This is a genomic window from Myxococcus sp. MxC21-1 (assembly GCF_032612255.1).
Lineage (GTDB): Bacteria > Myxococcota > Myxococcia > Myxococcales > Myxococcaceae > Myxococcus > Myxococcus virescens.
Genome location: NZ_CP123278.1, coordinates 8,795,593 through 8,816,680 on the forward strand (window position 1 = coordinate 8,795,593; position 21,088 = coordinate 8,816,680).

Consider the following 21,088-nt stretch of genomic DNA (forward strand, 5'->3'; position numbering starts at 1 on the left):
TACAGTGCCGACACTTCATCCGTGGGCCCGACTCCTTCGCGGGCCGGAGTCTTCATGCGCGCCCATCACGCCCTGCTCCCCATCCTCGCGCTGCTGCTGACCGCATGTTCTGACTCCGCGCCTCACCGCACTGACGACACCGGACCGGGACTGGCCATCACCACGGAGACGCTCCCCGCCGCATCCGTCGCGCAGGCCTATCGCAGCTCCCTCACCGCTTCGGGTGGCACGCCTGCCTATTCGTGGCGCGTCGCGCAGGGCGCACTGCCCACCGGACTCAGCCTCTCCACCCTGGGCGAAATCACCGGGACGCCCCAATCGGCAGGCACCGCCTCCTTCGACGCGGAGGTCCGTGATTCCCGCGGACGGACTGTTCGCGCCACGTTCGAGCTCGAGGTGCTCAACGCCGGCCTCCAGGTCGCATCGCCCACGCTCCCCGATGCATACGTCGGCGACAACTACGCCGCGCAACTCGACGCTTCGGGCGGCACGGCGCCGTACACGTGGACGCTCGCGGAGGGCACCCTCCCGTCGGGCGTGCGCCTCGACGCACAGGGGCACATCTCCGGCGTTCCCGCCAGCTCCGGCACCTTCTCCGTCACCGTCCACGTGCAGGACGCCACCGGGCTTTCGAGCCAGCGTGTCCTCTCGCTCTCCGCCTTCACCACGCCCTATCTCGCAGGCGGCACGCTCCCCTCCGCCGCGCTCGGAGCGGCCTACTCCACGGAGCTTCACGCCGTTGGCGGGCGACCACCGCTCACGTTCCGCATCACCTCGGGTGCCTTGCCCACGGGCCTCCAACTGGATGACAGCCTTGTCCGAGGGACGCCCAGCGAACCAGGAGCCGACTTCTTCACGGTCGAGGTCCAGGACGCCAATGGCCGTGCGGCGTCCGCCACGTTCAACCTCACCGTCCAGGGCGGCATCACCCTCACCCCCAGCGCGCTACCGGATGCCTATACCGATGCCGCGTATCGACAAGGCCTGTTGGTGTTGGGGGGACGCGCGCCTTATGCCTGGGTGCTCAGCGCGGGTTCGCTTCCCGCCGGCATCCGCCTCACCAGCGCCGGCCTGCTCGAAGGCACCGCGTCCACGACGGGGACCTTCTCCTTCTCCGTCCAAGTCACCGACGCCGACGCACGCGTCGCCACCCGGGCGCTCGACCTTGTCGTGTACCGGCCTCCGTCCGTAGGTGGACCTGCGATTCAGCTCGACGGGTATGTCTCGCAGTCCTTCAGCGCCACGTACTCCGTCACCGGCGGCAAGGCGCCGTATTCGTTCGCTCCAGCCAGCCCCCTCCCCTCCTGGCTGCAGCTCTCCGCCTCCGGACTACTCTCAGGCACGCCCCCCGCTCCCGGCACCACCAGCGGACAGGCCATCGTCACCGACGCGAACGGACGGACGGGCACACGCGCCTTCACCCTCACGGTCTACGAACTCCCCACTGTCGTCACCACATCGCTGCCCGATGCGCGCAAGGACCTGCCCTACGCCACCCAACTGCAAGCATCCGGCGGCAAGGCGCCGCTTTCCTGGCACATCGTGTCGGGGATGCCGCCTTCGGGGCTCACGCTCTCAACATCAGGAACCCTCAGCGGCACCCTCTCGGAGCTCGGGTACTCAGCATTCACAGTCACAGTGACGGACGCCACGGGCCAGCAGGGTTGGCATGCGATGGTCCTCCACGTGCGCACCGCCAGCGCGCCCCTCACAGTGGGCCATTGGAACCTCGAGTGGTTCGGTGCCCCCACCCAGGGCCCGCCGGACTCCACCTCGGAGGGCGGAACGCCGGACGACCTTCAGATTGCCCACGCGCGCGACATCATTCGCGACTCGGGGGCCAACGTGTGGGGCCTCGTGGAGATGGTGGACGCCGCGGACTTCGCCACCCTCAAGGAGCAGCTCCCCGGCTTCAATGGCTTCCTCGCCAATGACACGTCCTTCGTCCCCAACGGAACGGCCTACTACAGCCATGGCGAGCAGAAGCCCGGCATCCTCTACGACAGCACCCTCACGCTTCAGGAGGCGCAGCTCATCCTCACCGCGAACGCCGCGGACTTCGGTGGCCGGCCGCCGCTGCGCGTGGACTTCACCACGACCGTCCAGGGCGTGAGCACCCCACTGGTCGTCATCGTCGTTCACCTGAAGGCGTTCGACAACGAGACCGCCTACGGACAGCGGCAACGCTCCAGCGCGGCGCTCAAGTCGTACCTCGACACATCCCTGCCCACCGAACGCGTGCTCGTCATTGGCGACTGGAATGACGATGTCGACCAGTCCATCACCCAAGGCAGCGACGGCGACCCTCTGCCCAGCCCCTTCGCTCCGTTCGTGGCCGACACGCAGCGCTACACCTTCATCACCGAGCCACTGTCCCTGCGCGGCTTGCGCACCACCGTCGACTATCACGACACCATCGACCACACGCTCGCCTCCAACGAGATGGCCGCGAACTACCTGCCCGGCTCCGTCGAAATCCTGCGCCCGGACGCGTGGATTCCCAACTACGGCGACATCGTCAGCGACCACTATCCCGTCATCAGCAGCTACGACCTGGGAGACTCCGGCGGCGTCACGGACCCGGAGCCCTTGTCCAACCTCATCATCAACGAGGTCCTGCCCAACGAGCCCATCCCGCCCGGGCAGACCGTGTCGGACACCCATTACGAATTCATCGAGGTGTACAACGCGGGGACCTCCACCGCGGACCTGTCCCGCTGGAGCCTGTCGGACTCCGCATCCGTGCGGCATGTCTTCGCCCCCGGCACCACGCTCGCTCCCGGCCGGGTCTTCGTCGTCTTTGGTGGTGCTCGAGGCTTCCCGGCCGGTACGCCCGATACCGTGGCCGCATCCTCGGGCGGCCTGGGCCTCAACAACGATGGCGACGTCGTCAGGCTCCTCTCTCCCGATGGGAGCAGCGTCAATGAGATGTCCTACGGAGGCACCTTCGACAACATCTCCTTCAACCGGTCGCCCGATGCCACGCCCGGCGCGGCGTTCGACTACCACCACCTGATAACCCCAGGGCTCAACTCATCCCCGGGCCTCCGCGTGGATGGCCGGGCGTTCTGACCCGCGCCCGCGATAGGCGCCTCCGGCCTCGGTTTCAGCGAAGTGAATCGAGCGGCGCGCCTGGGCCCGCGGTGTCCTCGCGTGGGGCTGACTCTTGCGGACGCGGCGGTTCGGCACCGGTCCCCGGCATCCCATCCACGAGGTGCGCCACCAGACCTCCGGGACCATCACCGTAGGTGACACGAACCTCGTCTCCCTCGTGATACTCCCGCAGGCCCGTGACGAGCTCGCCCTTCATCAAGAGGCGGGTCTGCTCATCCACTCCGACGTCGTATTCCACGCCGTCATCGCCGCGGATGAGCAGCTCGTTGTCGCCCACCCACTCCACGCGGCCATGGAGCTGGTCCGTGGGCGCTGGCCGTCCCGAACCGCCCTGACCCGCCCCCAGCGTTCCCACTGGAACCGAGCCGGAGCCAGGCGCCCCGGATTCCGGGGGCCGCTCGCGTGAGGCCATGAGGCCGCGAAGGACATCCGAGCGGCCTTCTCGCTCGCTCGCGGATGGAGGCCCCCGGCTCTCACTCCGCTGGCCGCAACCGAGCCACACGGCGAACAGCCCGAATGCCATCAGCCTCCAACCGCGCGTTGCCCTCATGCGCTCGTGTCCCCCGCGTGTGGAAGTTCATCGCGACGGCCGGCCCGCACCGGCCCGCGCCTGTCTCTTCCTCAACATGCGGATGGCCCTGGCGGCCGAGAACCCAATGTTTCCCAAGGCGCGCCTTGAAGGCGACCAGGGAGGCGGTAGAGCGCTCCGTCTCACGGCCCCTCGGCCTGCGTGGATGCCTCGACCTCGAACGCACCAGCCGGCCAGCATCCTCCTAAAGCCTGCCCGAGGAGGACTTCCCGCGCGGGTGTGTCAGCGCAACAAAGCCCTCTCGGAGCGGCTGCGCGCCAGTGAGGAGGAGCAGGCCATGCGGCTCGACGAATCACCGCCCTGGTCTCGTTCGTCAGCGCGGACGAGCGCTACGGCCGCGTCAACAAAGCGCATGAGGACGGGTTCGGGCTTTCGCAGGAGCAACTCGGAGGGGCTGCCTACGGCGTGCCGAGCCCCTTCGTGAAGCGGAGGGAGCGGAGTTCAAACAGCAGCGCATCGACTTCCCTGCGCTCGTCCGGACCGCCGTGCAGGAAGGGGAAGAAGTCGCACGTCGTCCCACCACTCGACGCGCGCACTCCCGTCGGGGCCCCGGCCAGCCCCCGACGGTCCTCGGAACTACTCGATGGCGAAGATGAGCGTCACCTTCGCCAAGGCACCAGGAAACCCCAAGCAGGACGCGCTGTTACCCGCTGGAGCCTTGATTTCGCTCGGAGACGTCATCCCGCCCCGGTCCCATGCTGTTTTCCCCGGTGTGCCACCTCGAACCACGCTGGAGGGGCACACTGGGGGCACATGGCGGCTCCGTCACTGACTCGCGGGGCCTCCAGCGCCGTTCATGCTTCGTCGTCGGGAAGAAGCGTCCGGAGAAGCTCGTCGTCAGGACCGAGCGGGCGCCAGCCGGCCGGAGGCGGATTGGCGAGGAGCGCGCCGCTAGCACTCCTTACACGCTCCACGAGGGGTTCCGGGGTGTATGCCGACCATTGGCCAAGTGCTATCGCGACCTCCAAGCGGGCATCATCATCCAGCACGGCTGGCCAGCCGTTGGGGAGGACCTCCGACAGTTCGCGAACAAGCTGTCCGCGAGCCATTCGAGTGAGCTTCTTGCTGCGCTCAGCCTCAGCGACCAACCCTTTGAACACCTGGACGCCGGCAACGTCGTCCGGGCCAAGCTCCTCTGCAAGAGCGACTAGGGATGCCGTGGGACGATCTTCAGCAAAGGCGGTGACCGAGTCGTACCCCCGCTCACGGACGCGCTCATACAGGCGGGCGATCCAATTCCCCTCCCACGAACGTCCATCGGTCATCGGCTTCTCCCGGGAGTGAAGTTCATTGGAATATCGTAGGCCTTCATATTCTTACCGACGATCTTGAGGATCGCATTTCGCGGCAACGGCCTCCCGGCGCTGACTTCAGCATCTTGGAGCGCGCGCATAATCCTTCTACTCCACTCGGCGGGCCACATGCGCCCCAGCTTCCAGTTCCCCCCTCCGTGAATCGCCTCGTGGTGGGCCTGCTCCAGCCGGACACAGAACTGGTCGATGTCCATGTCACCCTTGAAGCCACGCGCCTCGAACCACTCGCGGTGCTCCTTCGGCAACACGTGGTGCTTCGGGGCCTCGGACATTCCGGCCCCCGCCTTGCCCGTCACGCGCATGCCTCGCACCTCGGGACTGTCCCCCAGCGCCTCGCGCACACCTTCGGGCAAGTCCTGTTGCGCCTGGGCCATCAGCACCTGACCACCATGGATGCGGACTGCGGCGCTCACGGCTGGGAGGGAGATGACGCCCGCCTGCACCAGCCTCCGCATCATCTCCACCCACTCCGCCGAGACGACGAGCCGCGAGCCCGCCATGACGCCCCCCGAACTCATGACGAGCCCCATGCCGAGCGTCGTGGAGGCTACTGGGGGTGGCCGGGGGAATGACATCTTCAGCGTGGAAATCAGGGCGAGCAGCTCCATCACCTGCGCCGCCACCATGACTTTGCCGCCCACCTCCATGGCCGAGTGCGCATCCCGACGAATCGTGTCGAACTCGTGAGTCAGCTCCCCCATCAGCACGGGCATCGCGGTCGCCGCCGCCTCTATCCGCTCCGAGTCCCCCGATGAGAGGTCCGCAAGCGTCGGAGTCAGCTTGCTTTGAACTCGATGCAGGTCCGCGAATAGCTTTTCGGAACCGCACATGGGGCAGTTGCGGAGCAAGGCATCAGCGAGTTGCAGGAAGTCCACCCACGTGGCCAGTAGCAGGGTTCCGAACATCGCGGCCTGGAGCCGGGGCCCAGTCATCTGGAGGATGCTCAGCTCCATTCCTGAATCCCCTACCTCCGAAGCCACTCCCGCCAGCGCCGTGGCACTCCCCAGCGTTCCTCGGAGCCACGTCAGTTGCTTGGAGCTGTGGTCGAGATAGCGCGTGAAGACACCGTCGAGGCCCCGGCTACCGAGAGAGGAAGGACGCGACGCAAGTCGAGCGCGCGTGGTTTCGATGCCCTCCAGAGAGCGCTTCACCTCATCAATGGCGTCCAGTGTTGCCTGACGCACCGCTGCGGCACTCTGCACTCCACCCCCGACAGCTACGGACGCAGTGCCAGGCACGGCCCCTGTTGCGTCGTGCCGTGGCCCCCGCTGGCGCGCTCGCCGTTGGTCCTCCTCGGGCCCCGAGATTGAGAACGGAGAAGCGTCCGAGGAACGCAGAGGCTCATCGTCTGGCGCGTCTTCCCACGCGGGGGACGTGGCCACGCGCGGCGCGTAGCTCAACGTTCCGCCAAGCCCGGAGGCATGCGCCACCGAAGCGGCCCCCACGGCCAACACCACCACCCACAGCAAGGCGTTAGCGCGCATTGTCCACCCCCAGGCCCACCGAAGCGAAGGCCCCCGGTCGCAGCGTCCCTTCCCTCGTGGGGAAGAGCAGCGTGCCGCCCGTCCCCATCGCGTAGAGCTTCCCGCCCAGGAACCTCCAGCGCACTTCCGCCGCCCCCAGGTAACGCGCCCCGGGCTGCCCCATGCCCACGCCCAGGCCCTGCAACGCCACTTCCAGGCTGCGCTCGAAGAGCTGCACCGCCACGCGCCCATCGACGTCGAAGCGCCCCCAGGAGAACGACTCCGCGCCCAGCGACAGCTTCAGGTGCCTGTAAAGTCCCCCGTAGCTGACGGCGTCCCAGCCCACTTCGGCCTCACCGAAAGCCGAGTAGCCATCCGGGAAGCCAGCATCCGCGAGCGGCACGCCATCCGGGCCCGCCGCCTGGAAGCGCGCCAGTTCGTAGTCCGCTCCGAAGAAGCCTTGCCGGAAGCCGCCACGCTGGCGCCGCGCCTCCACCCGCAGCCGCAGATTGAGTGCCTCCGTCCCCGCGTCCAACCCCGCGCCCGCGACAGCCCCCCATGCGCAGCCCTCGCCAGGACGCCCGCCCCAGCCCGCCACCAAGTGGACCTCGTAGTCAGGTCGCACCACCACCACCGCCATTGCATCCGCATGGGCCAGCGTCACCGCTGGCGCGCGTCCACCCGCTCGCCCCCAGTCATGCACGGCGGACAGCGCCAGGGTGTACCGACTGTGCTCCTTGGCCTTGCCGAAGAAGACGTGCTCCATGTCCAGGGAGAACTCCGCACCCATCAGCCGCGCGCCCAGCACGTCCGAGACGAACGCTTCCGTGTAGAGGGGCCCTAATCCCCTTCAGGGAAGTTCCCGAAGGGAGAAGGATGTTACGCCATGAGGAGGCAGGAGGCTTCTCATGGCGTGGCAGCCGAGGAAGCTGTCGGCAGAGCAGTTGGAGGAGCGCCGGTTGGAGGCGGCCCGACTGCTCCGCTCTGGCAGCTACACGCAGGCGGAGGTGGCACGACAGTTGGGCGTCGGCCCGAGCACGGTGTGCGAGTGGGCTCGGAGTCTGCAGCAGGAGGGCGTGAGTGCGCTGAAGTCACGCCCTCGGACCGGCCGGCCCTCGAGGCTAACGGATGCGCAGGGGCACCAGGTGAAGCGGCTGGTGGAAGCCGGAGCCAAGGCCGCAGGCTTCGCCACCGAGAGGTAGACCCTGAAGAGAGTGGCCCAGCTCATTCATCGCCAATTCGGGGTGCAACAGGTGTCCGCCCGTTTCGGATGGCTGCGCTAGCGGGCCCACCCCTCTTGGGTCAGCAGATCCACGACGCGCGTCCGCACCTCCTCGCGAATCTCGCGCACACGCTCCACCGGCTTGCCCTTGGGGTCCTCCAAGGGCCAGTCGCCCCGCTTCAGCCCAGGCACGAAGGGGCACGCATCACCGCATCCCATGGTGATGAGCCACTGGGCTCCCTGGGCGAGTTCATCCGTGAGGTGCTGGGGCGTGGCCCCTGACAGGTCGAGCCCCACTTCGGCCATGACGGCCTGGACCTCGGGATGGACACGGATTCCCGGCTGCGTGCCTGCGGACACGGCTTGCGCCCGCGCTGGGTCTGCCAAGGCATTGAAGAACGCAGCCGCCATCTGAGAGCGGCCAGCGTTGTGCACACAGGCGAAGATGACCTTCTTCATCGGGAAGACTCCTCGAACGGGCTCTCACCGAAACGGCGAGGAAGGACTGCGTTTCCGGCCGTGGGGAACAGCCGACGTCGCAGCCACAGCGAGAGGTAGACGAGCGCGATGAGGGCGGGCACCTCGATGAGCGGGCCCACCACACCGGCCAGCGCTTCTCCAGAAGACATGCCGAAGACCCCCACGGCGACGGCGATGGCCAGTTCGAAGTTGTTGCCTGCCGCCGTGAAGGAAAGCGACGCGGTCTCCTCGTAGTTGAAGCCCAGCTTGCGCGAGAGGAAGAAGGCACTGGCGAACATGACGACGAAGTAGACCAGCAGCGGAATGCTGATGCGCACCACGTCCAACGGCAGGCGGGTGATCTTCTCGCCCTGCATCGCGAACATGAGCACGATGGTGTAGAGCAGGCCCAGCAGCGCCGTGGGCCCCAGTCGCGGCAAGAAGCGCTGCTCGTACCATGCCTCTCCCTTGAGACGGGTCAGGCCCACGCGTGTCAGCGCGCCCGCCACCAGCGGCACGCCCAGGAAGATGAGCACGCTCTTGGCGATGCTCCACATGGACACGTCGAACGCCGCGACATCCGCTCCAAGCCAGCCCGGAATGATGGTGAGGAAGAGCCAGCCGAGCACTGAATAGAAGAGGATCTGGAAAACGGAGTTGAGGGCCACGAGCACGGCGGCGACCTCGTTACTGCCGCATGCCAGCATGTTCCAGATGAGGACCATGGCGATGCAGCGGGCAAGCCCGATGAGCACCAAGCCATTGCGGTAGTGCGGCAGGTCCGGCAGGAAGAGCCACGCCAGCGCGAACATGAGCAGGGGCCCCACCACCCAGTTGAGAAACAGGGACGTGGTGAAGAGCTTCCCTCGCGTGCGCAGGCCCCCCAGCTCGCCGTAACGCACCTTCGCGAGCACCGGGTACATCATCCACAAGAGGCCCACTGCGATGGGCAGCGAAACGGTGTCCAGCTTCACCGTGTCCAATCGGCTCCCGAGGTCCGGGAAGGCGCGCCCCAGTCCGATGCCCAGGCCCATGGCGGCGAAGATCCACACCGGCAGGAAACGGTCGATGAGGGAGAGCTTCTTGACGATGTTTTCGGAGGCGGTCAGCGAGGACATGGACGGAAGCAACCAGGGAAAGAAGTAGGCGCTACTTGCAGGCGTCAGGGCCGCAGGACTTCAGGACGCGCGCCACTTCGCGTTGGAGCGTCGCGCGCGTCGCAAAGGCCGAGACAAGGGCCTGCACCTGGGAAGCGCACAGCGCGTCCGTCTGCGGCGCCAGCCGGTAGTAGACCCAACTGCCCTCGCGACGTGCCTCGACGAGCCCAGCCGCCTTGAGGACGGACAGATGCCGGGAGGTGTTGGACTGAGGAATGGAGAGGGCACTCTCCAGATGGCAGACGCACAACTCCGAGTGCGAGAGAAGGGACACGATGCGCAGGCGCGTCTCATCGCCCAGGGCCTTGAGAACACGGGTCAGCGGGCGCACGTCGAGAGAAGGACCGGGAGACATGTCGACATGAACATATCCACATGTCACCATCCCGGCAACGCCGTCGCGAGGCTCGCTAAGTAGGCGGGAGATCGATTCGCAAGAATTCAGGAGGTGCGTTGAACAAATGGCCCCACGAATTTTCTGAGAATTTTTCGAGCGTGGGGGACCGCCAAGCACGGTCCAGCGTGGCCGCCCGTCGGAAATCCGAGCCGGGGGGCCTTCCCACAGGTCGCCCGAGCCACCCACGGGAAACGCACCCATTTAGAGGGTACGGGACTCAGCTAAACGTGGTCGAGGCACGGCACCAGAAGCGCCACTGACCAGCGGACCACGCGCGGCGGGCATCCCCATCAACACCGTTAGAGGAGCCCAGCACATGCTTGAACAGGTTGAGCAGTACCGCCCCCACGTTATCGCCGCGCTCACCGAGGCCGCATCCCAAGGCCTCACGGTGAAGGAGCTGTGCGGCACGCTCGGACTGGGGGAGCAGGCCATCCGGCGCTGTCTCGCAGTGCTCGTCGTTGCTGGCGTGGTGCGCGAGTTCTCCAAGTATCAGCCCGGCGTTCGCGGGGCGGTGCCTCGTGCCTACAGCATCGTCGCGAGGGGCGTCGGGGCTGATGCGGCGCCCTCTGGAGCGTTGCTTGCGGCGCGCAAACATCCACCGCAAGCAAGGCCACATTAGCTGGCACGACCTGCGTCACACCTATGGCAGCCACCTCGCCATGCGCGGCGTCCCCTTGAAGGTCATCCAGGAGTTGATGGGCCACGCCACCATCGACATGAGGATGCGGTACGCCCACCTCTCCCCAGAGACACGCGAGAACGCCGTGCAGTAACTCGACCAGCCCAGCCCTTTCCAACAGGCCGCTTCGGGTCACGCCACCGAAGGGGCACACTGGGGGGCACACGCCTGCACCACGGCAATGGAGCACCCCAGCAAGCCTTTGATATTGCTGGGCGGCTGACGACCGCAGCTACTCGATGGCGAAGATGAGCGTCACCTTCGCCTGCACCGTCTGCTCCTCGGGCTGGATGGGCGTCGCCATCGCGCGGGCATCCGCTGCCTCGGCCATCGCGAAGCGCGCCGGGTAGAGCTGCGGCGGCTCCGTCACCGTGCTCGCGTCGAGCACCGCGCCCAGCTTCACGTTCAGCGACGCGGCCAGCACCTCCGCCGACTTGCGCGCCCGCGCCACCGCCTGCCGCAGGGCTTCACCCTGCACCGCCTCCTGGCGGCTCAGCCCGAAGCGCACCGAGTCCACCCGGTTCGCGCCCGCCGCCAGGGCCTGGTCCAGCAGGTTCCCCACCCGCGACAGGTCCTTCACGTGGACGCTCACCAGGTTGCTCACCCGGTAGCCCTTCAGCTTCGGCTCCGTCTGGTTCGGCAGCGGCGGCGCGTACTCCGGGTACACCGAGTAGTTACGCGTCTGGATGTCCCGCCGCGCGATGCCCGCGGACGTCAGCGCCGCAATCACCTTCTCCATCCGCTTCGCGTTCTGCTCGCCCGCCGCCTTCGCGTTCGGCGCCAGCGTCTCCACCGCCACGTCGATGAAGGCCTCGTCGGGCTGCGCCTTCACCTCACCGGTGCCTTCCACGCGAATCGTCCGCACGCCCGCCGGGGCCTGCGCACGCGGCGCGGAGACGGGCTGGGGCTGTGCGAAGGCCGTCAGGCCAGTGAGCAACATCGCTGTCAGCAACAGGGGTCGAACAGGTCGAGCGAACATGGTGTCTCCTCAGGAATGGGCCGCTGCGGGTCGTACTGCAACGTCCTTACCCCTTGGAACGGCCGTCAACGGGTGACATTCATATTCCTCGTGCCCATGCCCGGGGCGCTCCTTCTCCCTCCTGGAAGAAGGAGCGCCGGACTGGCCGGAATCCTGTCCCGGCGGAATGTCACGGACCGGCGGCTTCGGCGCCGGCCATCTCCCGCACCACCTGACCGGGGCCCCGGCTCGCCACCGAACGCACCTTCGTGGTGGCCTTGCGCCGCGCGGCCCTCAGCGCATCCCGGCCCATGTCCATCACCGCAGACACCGCGCCCACGACCAGGTTGCCGGGCGGCGCGTCCGGCGCCATCGGGTGCGGCCGCGTGGGCGCCGCCTTCCGCGACATCTCCAGCACGTCGCCCATCGTCCGAAGTTCCTGCGGACGGAAGACCTTCTTCAGCGCCGGGAAGAGGTCGCTCTCCTCCTGCAGGACGTGCGCGCGCACGTTCTCCATCAACACCTGCACCTTCGCGTCGAAACGCTCTGCTTCTGGGGAGATTCCGTCCAGCTCCGCCAGCAGCCATTTCACCACGTGGTGCTCCTCCAGCGAGCGCAGCACGTCCGGCCCCAACTCCTCCGAGCGTGAACGAACCGCGGGGTAGAACACCTGCTCCTCGATGACGGCGTGCACGGCCAGCTCGGTGACCATCTGGTCCACCAGCCGACGCTTCAACTTGTGTGCATTGGGGCCCGCCTTCTCGAACTTCCGGAACAGCTGCTCCACCGTCTTGTGGTCCGCCTTCAGCAACGCGATGGCATCCATGGACTCACCTCCCTGAGAGTTCGTTGGCCGCTGGCGTCCTGGCGCAGCGCGACATGTCGTGGATGGTGGGGATGACGCCGCTTGGATGCGCGAGCGGCGCATGGACGGCCTGGCCGCACGGCCGCTCAACGGGCAACCCGCCACGCCGCTGGGGATGCGACGGACTCCGAGACTCCCGGGCAATCACCCGTGGGCGTTTCGCGGGCCAATGTCCGTGCCACCGTACCTCGGGAGGATGGGGTGCGCCGCTGGTGGGACTGGGGAAGGGAGAGCACCGTGATGAATGACATCCTGCGCGTCCAGGTCGCGCGCGTGACTCGCGAGGCCGAGGACATCCTGTCGTACGAGCTGGTCGCGACGGAGGGAGGCACCCTGCCCCCCTTCGAGGCCGGCGCCCACCTGGAGGTCCGCGTCCCAGGTCCGGGAGACTTCCTGCGCGCGTATTCACTCTGCAACGACCCGGAGGAGACCCACCGCTACGTCATCGCCGTGGCCCGCGACGCCAAGGGCCGCGGAGGCTCGAACGCCATGCACGAACGGGTGCACGAGGGGGACGTGCTGGAGGTGAAGCCTCCTCGCAACAACTTCCCCCTGCTGTTCGCGCGCAGCTACGTGCTGGTGGCGGGAGGCATCGGCATCACCCCCATGCTGTCCATGGCGCGCATGCTCCAGCGCACCGGCGCGGACTACACGCTGCACTACTGCGCGCGCGAGCCCGGCCGCACCGCCTTCCACGAGCTGCTCTCCCAGGCGCCCTTCGCCGAGCACGTGCGCTTCTCCTTCGACGGAGGGGACCCGGCCCGGGGCCTGGACGTGAAGGGACTGCTGGCCACACGACTGCCGGGGGCCCGGCTGTACTGTTGCGGTCCCACGGGGTTGATGAAAGCCGTGCGCGACGCGGCCACCCTGCACCGCTGGCCTTGGGAGAAGGTGCACTTCGAGTCCTTCACCGCCGAGGGCACCAGCGCCGCCACGGGCCGGGAGGAGCAGGGTTTCGAGGTGACCATCCGCAGCACGGGCCAGGTGCTGCAGGTGCCCGTTGGCCAGTCGGTGCTCAACGTGCTGCGCCGCAACGGGGTGCGCATCCCCAGTGACTGCGAGGCCGGGACGTGCGGCACCTGCGTCACACGGGTCTGCGATGGCCAGCCCGACCACCGCGACACCTTCTTCCAGGCGGAGCCCGCGGGTGACCAGCGCATGCTCGTCTGCGTGTCACGCGCCCGCTCCAAGCGGCTGGTGCTGGACCTCTGACACGGCCGGGCCGGGAGCTATGCCGCCCGGCCCGACGCCTCCCGGCGAGCACGCGCCACTTCGGACCGGACGAGCTGACGCAAGGCTTCCGGGTCGAAGGGCTTCTCCACGCGCGGATTGCCCACGCGCTCCAGGAATGTCCGCGCGGTGGCCGTGAAGGCGCCGCCGGTGATGAACACGATGCGCTCCGCCGCTCGCGAGTCCACCTGCGCGAGCGCGTCGTACAGGTCCATCCCGGTCATCTCCGGCATCATCAGGTCGCAGAGCACCACGTCGTAACGGGCCTCTGTCCCGGTCAGCTTCTCCAGGGCTCGCCGCGCGCTCACCAACACATCCACGTCGTTCTCTCGCGCGAGGGTGCGGCGGATGGCGCCACTCACCAGGGCATCGTCGTCCACCACCAGCACGCGGCCTCGCGTTGCCGCCTCGGTAGCGGAGAGCCGTCCATCCTCGCCCACGCGGTCTGGAGGCGGCCCGTCCGCGCTCGCGTGGGTGGACGACGGCGCTCCCTGGTGCGAGCCCACGGTGCCCGCCTCCGATGACCGTGACATGCCGGATGTGACACTGGCGTCCTGCGCGGCCATCCGCCCTCCGTTCTCCTGGCTTGCCGCCGGGGCGTCGGAATCCGCTGCCCGGCCGTCCGTGGACTTCGCCTGTGGAGGCGTGATGCCCCCCCAGCGCCTTGCGCCCGCTCCGGAGCAGAGGCCCGCGACGCCGAGTCCAGTTCGCCACGCAGGCACATCGTGGTCGCGTCGCTCGCCGCAACGCCGTGCTCGCCAGACACGTCGGGCGCCGTTGCGATGTGTCCCGAAGACGCTGGAGTCACAGGCACCGCTGTCCCCGGCACGCCTCGCTCCGACGTCGCGGGAGGCTCCACCGAGGCACCGTCCCCACCAACCCGCTGCGCCTCCGCCGCGGCCCTCAGCGTCACGCGGAACACCGAGCCCCGCCCGGCCTCGCTGTCCACGGCGATGGTGCCGCCCATGGCCGTCAGGTAGGCGTGGCACAGCGACAGCCCCAGCCCCGTGCCCACGCCCACCGGCTTCGTCGTGTAGAAGGGGTCGAAGATGCGGCCGAGCAGCTCCGGCGAAATCCCGCTGCCCGTGTCGCGCACCTCCGTCACCACCCGCCCATCCAGGCCCCTGCGCGTGACGAGCCGCACCTCGTTCGACTCCGCCTGTCCCTCCGGCAGCGCCTGCGCCGCGTTGATGAGCAGGTTGAGGAACACCTGTGCCAGGCGCGCCTCGTTGCCCTCCACGCGCGGCACGTCACCGTAGTCGCGCACCAGCTTCGCGCGTGGGCGCAGCTCGCCCATGGCAATCTTCACCGCCGAGTCGAGCACCGCGTGCAACTCCACCGGCCCCTGCTTCTCGTCATCCGGCCGGGAGAACATCTTCAAGTCCTGGACGATGCGCCGCACGCGGTCCGCGCCCAGCAGCGCGTCACGCAGCGCCTGATTCACATCCTTCAAGCGAGCACCCACGTCGCGCGTCCCGTCCAACTCCCGCGCGAGCGCGTCCGCCTCCTCGCTGGCGTGCTCCAGGTTCGACACGATGTACGCCAGCGGGTTGTTGATTTCGTGCCCCACGCCCGCCGCGAGCTGTCCCACCGCCGCCAGCCGCCCCGTCTGCACGAGCTGCGCCTGCGCCTGCCGGAGCGTGCGCATGTTCGCCTCCAGCTCCGCGTTGGCCCGCGCCAGCGCCTGCGTGCGGTCCTTCACGCGCTCCGCCAGCCACCGCTCGCGGTCCTTCAACTGCCCCACGCGCAGCAGGTACACGCTGACGCCCAGAATCCCCACGCCCAGGACACACAGCAGCCAGAAGCCCGTGCGCTGCCACAGCTTCGGCTCCAACACGACGTCCAGGGACACCGGCTCGGTCCATCCGCCGTCCCGGCCCTTCGCCTGGACCTCGAAGCGGTAGCTGCCTGGCCGCAGGCCGTTGTACAGGGCCCGCCGCGACTCCGCGTGCACCCAGGTGTCGTCATGGCCCGCCAGCCGGTAGCGGAAGGGCAGCCGCGCCGCGTCCACCGGCGTGAAGGCCGTGAAGCGAATCTCCAGCCGCGAGGCCCCGGGCTCCAGCTCCACCGGCCCCTCCATCGGCACCGGCGTGCCCTGGACGCGCACCTCTTCAATCCGCACCTCGGGCGGCTGCCGGCTCTCGCGCACCCGCACCGGGTCCACCACGATGGCGCCGCGCAGGTTGGTGAACCACAGCCGCCCGTCCTCCCCCGCCACGCCGACGGCTGCGTGTTGCCGTTGCACTCCGCGCTGCGCATGCCGTCGCGCGTGTCGAAGTCCAGCGTCGTCAAACGCGGACGCACGCCAGCCGCCACGTCCTCCAGGTCGCGCCGGGACACGCGGGACACGCCCTTGTTGCTGCTCATCCACAGCGAGCCGTCCCCGTCCGGCACCAGGCTGAACACCGCGTCGTCGTACAGGCCCTGCGCGACGGTGAAGCGCGCCCAGGTGCCCTCGCGCCACCGGCCCAGCCCCGTCTCCGTGCCCACCCACACCGTACCGTCAGGGTCCGCGTGCAGCGCCAGCACCAGGTCGCCCGGCAACCCGTCCTGCTGCGTGAAGCGCTGGAAGCCCTTCTGCTCGCCGTCCCAGCGCACCAACCCCGTGTCCGAGCCGAACCACACCCGGCCGCGCGAGTCCTCCACCATGACGATGATGGGGTTGGTGAAGCCCTGCTTCGGGCCGTACACCGTCACGCCGCCGCCATGCATCCGCGCCAGGCCCGCTTGCGTGCCCAACCACGTGTCCCCCCGCGAGTCGACCAGGATGGCCGTCACCACGTCGTGTGGCAGCCCCTGCGCGCGCGACACCCGCGTGAAGCGCTGGCCGTCATACCGGTATGCACCGGTGAGGGTGCCCACCCACAGCGTCCCGTCATGCGCCTCGTGCATCGCGGGGATGACGCTCTCCGGCAGGCCCTGCTCGGTGCCCACGTGGTGGAACGTGTGGTTCTCGTACCGGAACAAGCCGCTGGTGGTCCCCACCCACAGCGTGCCGCGGCGGTCCTCCAGCACGGCGCTGACCGTCTCGTCGGCCAGCCCTTCGGGGATGCCATATGTGGCGAAGGGGCCGTCACGCAGGCGCATCAGGCCCGAATAGGTGCCCACCCAGAGGTGGCCGTCCCGGTCCTCCAGCAGCGACAGCACCGCGGACTCCGCCATCCACTCCATGCCGGGCACCGGCTCGCTGAAGCCCTTCGTGTTGTGCCGCGTCAGGCCGCCGCGATGCGTGCCCACCCAGAGGTTGCCGTCACCGTCGGCGTACAGCGCGTTGACGGACAGGGACGGCAGGCCATCGTCGGTCGTGAAGCGCTGAGCCACCACGCCATTCCACGAATAGAGGCCCGCCTTCGTCCCCAGCCAGAGCACGCCCGTCGCATCGCGACGCAGCGCCATCACATAGGGCCGGGACTCCGGCCCGGGGAAGGGGAACGGCGCCGGCTCCACGCGCCCATCCACCCACCGGGCCAGCCCCTCCGGCGTGCCCACCCAGAGCGACGTGCCCTCACCGGGCGTCAGCGCCGTGATGTGGGAGGCGGGCAGGCCATCCGCCACCGTGAACTGGCGCGTCACGCTCTCGCCCATGCGCACCTGCCAGAGCCCCGCGGTCGTGCCCACCCACAGCAAGCCATCCGCCGCCACCAGCGTCTCCACCCGCGCGGTCTCCAGCGGCCCGGCGGCGCCCGGGGCGCGCTCGAAGCGGCCGTCGCGGTACGCCACCAATCCCTGGCCCGTGCCCACCCACAGCGTGCCCGACGCATCCTCCGCGAGCGCCTTGATGGTGTGGTTGCGCAGCTCCGGCGTATTGCGCTTGTCGAACACGGTGAAGCGCGCGCCGTCGAAACGGGCCAGCCCCTCCCACGTGCCCAGCCAGAGGTAGCCGTCGCGCGTCTGCACCATGGACAGCAGGCTGTTCTGCGGCAGCCCGTCGTCGCTGCGCCACATGTCCTGGCTGTACTGCGAGACACGACGCTGGGGGTCCAGGGCCATGCCCGGCGTCGCCAGGATGAGTCCCACGAAGAAGAACCACCCGATGAACCCCCGCCCGAGAGCGCGGGCTCGCTGCCCCGGAGTGCGCATGTCGCACGCAGTGTCCAGCAGAAACGGCCCAGAGGCCACACGCCGCCGAATTCACCGGAGGTGGAACGTTCAGTGAACGGTCTTGGCGGCAGCGGCGAGGGACCGGCCTCCTCCCCCTGTACAGCCCCACCGACTTCCCCCCGCCGCTGCCGCCGCGCCGCCACCACCTGTGGAGCCGGGAACCGCACCCCCGGCTCCGTCATGGCCTTGGCCATTGCGCGCCCGGCGAGGAGGCCCCGGTGGTGGCGGAGGCCTCCGACGCGTCGCGCAGAGGTGAAGATGCGAGCCACGCCCCCACCGCGCCACTGCGGGAATGCGACACCCTGGGTGTCCCCCGGTCGAACCCAGCGGAGCCATGAGGCGCACGTCCTCCCGTCCGGTCTATGCTCCGCGCGCCGAAAAGAGGGTGGATGAGCAACAGGTCGTTGTTTGCGACGGACCAGGTGACCACGCAGGCGCGGTACCAGTGGCACCTGTGGGTGGCGGATGTGCTGGACCTGGGGACGTCCGTCCTCGTGGGCTGGGGCGCGTTACGCGCGCTGGAGCAGGACCGCACCCCACTATCGATGCCCCTGGCCATGGCCCTGGCGTGGCTCACCGCGTCCGCCGTGGGCGGATTGACGGGCCGGACCTTCTGGCGACAGGTGGCCGGGGTGAAGCTGGCGCACGCGGAGCACACGCCCGGGTTGCTCCGCGGCCTGGCCCGCGCCTTCACCACGCCGCTGGACCTGCTGCTGAACGCGGTGCTGATGCGCCGTCCCCTGGACACGCTGCTCGGGCTCCATGCGGAGCCCGTCGTCCCCGGCGCGGGCCCTCGCATCAAGGGCGTGGCGCTCCAACTGCCCTGGCTGGCGGTGCTGGCGGGCGCGGTGTGGCTGCTCGTCACCCCCACCAAGGCGGAGATGCTCCAGTACCTGGGCCGCACGCTGACGGGCTGGCACTGCTGCCACGGCACGCGCGAGGTGACGTGGCAGTGCCGCACGTCCCTGGACCGCGCGGTGCGCAACGCCCGGAGTGGAGACGCCGAGGTGAAGACGCTCGTCGCCGACTGCCCTGTCGCCCGCGCGCGGATGGGGCCTTGAGCCTTCCGCGTCCGTCACGGCGCGGAGCGCCTCAGCGCGCCTTCACCCGCAGCTCGCCTTCCTTGCAGATGACGCCCAGGTAGCCGGAGCCCACGTCGAAGTTCGGGTTGTGGCGGAAACGGCTGGCCGTCTTCCGCTCCCCGGCCTTCACGACGCCCAGCCACGCCGCTTTGCGGATGTCCTTCACCACGTAGCAGTCCGTCCAGTCGATGGACTCGTGGTTCTGGACCTCCACCCCCGGGTCCAGGAAGCCGCCCACCCCGCCCTGCTCGCTCGCGTGGCCGCGCAGCGTGCGCTTCGCGGGGGCCGCGGCCACGACGGCCTCCACCTCGCCCTTGTCGGGCTCGGCGGCCTGCGCCTGGGACTCCTCGGTCGCCGACGCGTCAGCGGGGGCGTCATCCCGTCCAGGCGCCGCCACGAAGAGGTCCTCCGAAGCCGCCAGGGCACGGTCATCCAGTTCGATGAACGCCCGCGTGGGTCGCATCACGGCACCGCGTCCTGGCCGCACCACCCGGGCCCGCCCCAGCACCTCGCGCTTGCCGCTCTTCAACGGCCCCAGCACGTCCATCTCCACACCCGGGAGGAAGCCCCGCCCGATGATGCTCCGGTCGACATAGTAGCGCCCGTTCGCGCTCTGAATCGGGAGCACCTTCGCCGGCGTGGCATAGACGACGGCGGGCTGGACGGGGACCGCCGGCTTCTTCGCGGACGTCTTCACCGACGCGGGGCGTGGCGCCCGAGCCCGCTCGGGCTCCGCCTGGTCGTTCTCGGCGCGCATCGAGGACGGCGCGGACGCCACCTCTGCGGCACCCGGCCCGCCCGCGGCCACCACCGCCGCACCGGCGTCAGCGCCCGTGCCCGCGTCGGACAAGGGCGCTGCTTCCGCGCTCGCCCCCTGCCGCGCGGCGGCGACGGGCGTCTCCACCCCCTCGTCCGAAGCCGGGGGCGACGCGACCTGCCCTGAAGCACCGGCCACGGGCCCGGTGGCCACCGGCGCCACGCCCGACGACTGGACGACGAGCGCGGTGACGGCGGAGGTGGCAATCACCAGCAACACGGCGATGGCGGCATAGAGCCCCACCGGCCGCTTCCGGGACGTCCGTTCCTCCAGCGCCGCCGCGGACACGACGATGGGCGCGACGACGGACTGGGACGCGGCGGGCTCGCCACCCGGAGCCACCCCGACGCCGGAGGGCGAGTCAGAAGGCGGCCGCACCGTGGTGCTCCCGGTGCCCAGGTCATCGCCGTCCGCATAGATGGCGCCGGGACGGGCCACGCCTCCCGAGCCGAACCCGGGCTGCGCCGCCGGGCCGCGCATCAGCGTGGGCTCGAAGCCCACGGCCGGCTGCGGCCCGGTGCCATAACCCGGCGCGGGGGTGCGGCGGTGGTTGGAAGACGAAGACACCTTGGAGATGAGCTTGCGCTGGGCGTCGAACGCCTCCGGGCACAGCGCGCGCACGAAGTGGCCCACCTCCTCGGCGCCCATCGCGGTCCCCGAGCGCACCAACTCCGTGTTGAGAGCGCGCGCCAGTTCGTCCGAACGCATGTAGCGGTCGTCCGGGCGGGCCGCCAGCGCGCGGCGCACGACGGCGTCCAGCGCGGCGTCCACGTCCGGCCGCAGCTCGCTCAGCGATGGCACCACCGGCTGCGACATGGCCGCCATCATCTCGCCCACCGTCCCGTGGGGGATGAGCGAGCGGCCGGCCAGCATCTCCCACACCACGACGCCACACGAATAGATGTCGCTGCGGTGGTCCAGGGGCTCGGCGCGCACCTGCTCGGGGGACATGTACCCCAGCTTCCCCATCACCGTGGACGGCAGCGTGTACTTGCTGCGCGCCGCGGACTTGGCGAGGCCGAAGTCGATGACCTTCACCTCGCCCTCGTAGGACACCATGACGTTGTGCGGGGACACGTCGCGGTGGACGATGCCCAGCGGCGAGCCGTCCGGCCCCGTCTTGCGGTGCGCGTAGCCCAGGCCCTCCGCGATGCGCTGGCCGAGGAACAACGCCACCGGCACCGGCACTGCCACGCCCTGCGAGCGCGCCTGCTCCAACAGGTAGGCCAGGTCCACGCCGGCCACGTACTCCAACGCCATGAAGTACGTGCCGTCCGCCTCACCCATGTCGTAGACCTGGGCAATGGACGAGTGCACCAGGTGCACCAGCACCTTGGCCTCGTGGTGGAACCGGTCCAGGAACTGACGGTCCTTCAGCAGCGCCGGCAGAATCGTCTTCACGATGCACGGCTTCTCGAAGCCGGCCGCGCCGCTGATTTTCGCCAGGTACACCTCCCCCATGCCCCCCTGGCCCAGGGGGTGGACGAGCTCATAGCGCCCGAGGAAGCGGGAGGACTCTGTAGGGACGGTACTCATGGCGTCTGGCGGCAGCGAAGCACCCGAAAGCGGACGGAATCAAGAAGCGGGCAACTTCCTTCCCTCTGACACCGCCAGGGCCTTGGACGGAAACTCGCCCTCC

General features: G+C 69.1%; 17 protein-coding genes and 4 pseudogenes. 6 read left to right on the forward strand and 15 right to left on the reverse strand.

The window, feature by feature from the left end:
- Positions 1-54 precede the first annotated feature (54 nt).
- On the forward strand, positions 55-3,072 hold the full coding sequence (locus QEG98_RS39650; RefSeq protein ID WP_316565042.1) for a putative Ig domain-containing protein: 3,018 nt from the start codon (positions 55-57) through the stop codon (positions 3,070-3,072).
- Positions 3,073-3,106: 34 nt separating this feature from the next.
- Here the strand turns inward: QEG98_RS39650 and QEG98_RS39655 are convergent, their stop codons facing one another.
- From QEG98_RS39655 to QEG98_RS39675, 5 genes and pseudogenes are all read right to left on the reverse strand, one after another.
- Positions 3,107-3,637 (reverse strand): hypothetical protein, encoded by a 531-nt coding sequence (locus QEG98_RS39655; RefSeq protein WP_316565043.1) that lies wholly within the window; start codon positions 3,635-3,637, stop codon positions 3,107-3,109.
- A gap of 464 nt (positions 3,638-4,101) precedes the next feature.
- Entirely contained in the window at positions 4,102-4,239 is a 138-nt protein-coding gene (locus tag QEG98_RS39660; RefSeq protein ID WP_316565044.1) for a hypothetical protein, read from the reverse strand.
- 258 nt (positions 4,240-4,497) lie between these two features.
- The gene (locus QEG98_RS39665) at positions 4,498-4,968 is read right to left on the reverse strand and encodes an NUDIX hydrolase (RefSeq protein ID WP_316565045.1); all 471 of its coding nucleotides are present in this window, start codon (positions 4,966-4,968) and stop codon (positions 4,498-4,500) included.
- The gene (locus QEG98_RS39670) at positions 4,965-6,167 is read right to left on the reverse strand and encodes a DUF2380 domain-containing protein (protein WP_316565046.1); all 1,203 of its coding nucleotides are present in this window, start codon (positions 6,165-6,167) and stop codon (positions 4,965-4,967) included. Before QEG98_RS39670 ends, QEG98_RS39665 begins: the two co-directional genes overlap by 4 nt.
- 322 nt (positions 6,168-6,489) lie before the next feature.
- A pseudogene (locus QEG98_RS39675) lies at positions 6,490-7,323 on the reverse strand (hypothetical protein); the annotation flags it as partial.
- A 64-nt stretch (positions 7,324-7,387) separates the two neighbouring features.
- On the opposite strand from QEG98_RS39675, the gene QEG98_RS39680 reads away from it, so the two are divergent.
- A complete protein-coding gene (locus QEG98_RS39680; RefSeq protein ID WP_316565047.1) occupies positions 7,388-7,681 on the forward strand; it encodes a helix-turn-helix domain-containing protein in 294 nt (97 codons plus the stop codon).
- 77 nt (positions 7,682-7,758) lie between these two features.
- On the opposite strand, the gene QEG98_RS39685 is transcribed toward QEG98_RS39680, so the two are convergent.
- Genes QEG98_RS39685 through QEG98_RS39695 form a run of 3 tightly spaced genes read right to left on the reverse strand, consistent with a single transcriptional unit; the run spans position 7,759 to position 9,672 of the window.
- Positions 7,759-8,160 carry an arsenate reductase ArsC gene (locus QEG98_RS39685; RefSeq protein ID WP_316565048.1) on the reverse strand — a complete coding sequence of 134 codons (402 nt, stop codon included), beginning with the start codon at positions 8,158-8,160 and terminating at the stop codon, positions 7,759-7,761.
- The gene (gene arsB, locus QEG98_RS39690; RefSeq protein WP_316565049.1) at positions 8,157-9,278 is read right to left on the reverse strand and encodes an ACR3 family arsenite efflux transporter; all 1,122 of its coding nucleotides are present in this window, start codon (positions 9,276-9,278) and stop codon (positions 8,157-8,159) included. The genes QEG98_RS39685 and arsB overlap by 4 nt, the downstream gene beginning before the upstream one ends.
- 31 nt (positions 9,279-9,309) lie before the next feature.
- Positions 9,310-9,672, reverse strand: coding sequence for a metalloregulator ArsR/SmtB family transcription factor (locus tag QEG98_RS39695; protein WP_316565050.1), 363 nt, complete (start codon positions 9,670-9,672; stop codon positions 9,310-9,312).
- A gap of 358 nt (positions 9,673-10,030) precedes the next feature.
- On the opposite strand from QEG98_RS39695, the gene QEG98_RS39700 reads away from it, so the two are divergent.
- Together QEG98_RS39700 and QEG98_RS39705 are read left to right on the forward strand one after the other, a co-directional pair.
- Positions 10,031-10,336 carry a hypothetical protein gene (locus QEG98_RS39700; protein WP_316568072.1) on the forward strand — a complete coding sequence of 102 codons (306 nt, stop codon included), beginning with the start codon at positions 10,031-10,033 and terminating at the stop codon, positions 10,334-10,336.
- Positions 10,272-10,484 (forward strand): annotated as a pseudogene (locus tag QEG98_RS39705) (tyrosine-type recombinase/integrase); the annotation flags it as partial. The gene QEG98_RS39700 and the pseudogene QEG98_RS39705, both read left to right, overlap by 65 nt.
- Positions 10,485-10,628: 144 nt before the next feature.
- On the opposite strand, the gene QEG98_RS39710 reads toward QEG98_RS39705, so the two are convergent.
- Both QEG98_RS39710 and QEG98_RS39715 read right to left on the reverse strand, forming a co-directional pair.
- On the reverse strand, positions 10,629-11,375 hold the full coding sequence (locus QEG98_RS39710; RefSeq protein ID WP_316565051.1) for an SIMPL domain-containing protein: 747 nt from the start codon (positions 11,373-11,375) through the stop codon (positions 10,629-10,631).
- Positions 11,376-11,544: 169 nt separating this feature from the next.
- Positions 11,545-12,180, reverse strand: coding sequence for a hemerythrin domain-containing protein (locus QEG98_RS39715; RefSeq protein ID WP_316565052.1), 636 nt, complete (start codon positions 12,178-12,180; stop codon positions 11,545-11,547).
- A gap of 279 nt (positions 12,181-12,459) precedes the next feature.
- On the opposite strand from QEG98_RS39715, the gene QEG98_RS39720 reads away from it, so the two are divergent.
- Positions 12,460-13,431: a PDR/VanB family oxidoreductase gene (locus tag QEG98_RS39720; protein ID WP_316568042.1), complete on the forward strand. Its 972-nt coding sequence runs from the start codon at positions 12,460-12,462 to the stop codon at positions 13,429-13,431.
- A 17-nt stretch (positions 13,432-13,448) separates the two neighbouring features.
- Here QEG98_RS39720 and QEG98_RS42570 read toward each other — a convergent pair whose 3' ends face one another.
- The 4 genes and pseudogenes from QEG98_RS42570 to QEG98_RS42585 all read right to left on the reverse strand — a co-directional run.
- Positions 13,449-13,838 (reverse strand): response regulator, encoded by a 390-nt coding sequence (locus QEG98_RS42570; protein ID WP_410477908.1) that lies wholly within the window; start codon positions 13,836-13,838, stop codon positions 13,449-13,451.
- Positions 13,808-15,286, reverse strand: a complete 1,479-nt coding sequence (locus QEG98_RS42575) for an ATP-binding protein (RefSeq protein ID WP_410478098.1) — start codon at positions 15,284-15,286, stop codon at positions 13,808-13,810. Before QEG98_RS42575 ends, QEG98_RS42570 begins: the two co-directional genes overlap by 31 nt.
- A gap of 63 nt (positions 15,287-15,349) precedes the next feature.
- Positions 15,350-15,529 (reverse strand): annotated as a pseudogene (locus QEG98_RS42580) (hypothetical protein); the annotation flags it as partial.
- Positions 15,530-15,957: 428 nt separating this feature from the next.
- Positions 15,958-17,529: pseudogene (locus tag QEG98_RS42585) on the reverse strand (two-component regulator propeller domain-containing protein); the annotation flags it as partial.
- A gap of 410 nt (positions 17,530-17,939) precedes the next feature.
- Between QEG98_RS42585 and QEG98_RS39730 the strand changes: the two are divergent.
- Complete coding sequence (locus tag QEG98_RS39730; RefSeq protein ID WP_316565053.1) at positions 17,940-18,611, forward strand: hypothetical protein; 672 nt, start codon at positions 17,940-17,942, stop codon at positions 18,609-18,611.
- Positions 18,612-18,642: 31 nt separating this feature from the next.
- Here QEG98_RS39730 and QEG98_RS39735 read toward each other — a convergent pair whose 3' ends face one another.
- The gene (locus QEG98_RS39735) at positions 18,643-20,985 is read right to left on the reverse strand and encodes a serine/threonine protein kinase (protein WP_316565054.1); all 2,343 of its coding nucleotides are present in this window, start codon (positions 20,983-20,985) and stop codon (positions 18,643-18,645) included.
- Positions 20,986-21,088 lie beyond the last annotated feature (103 nt).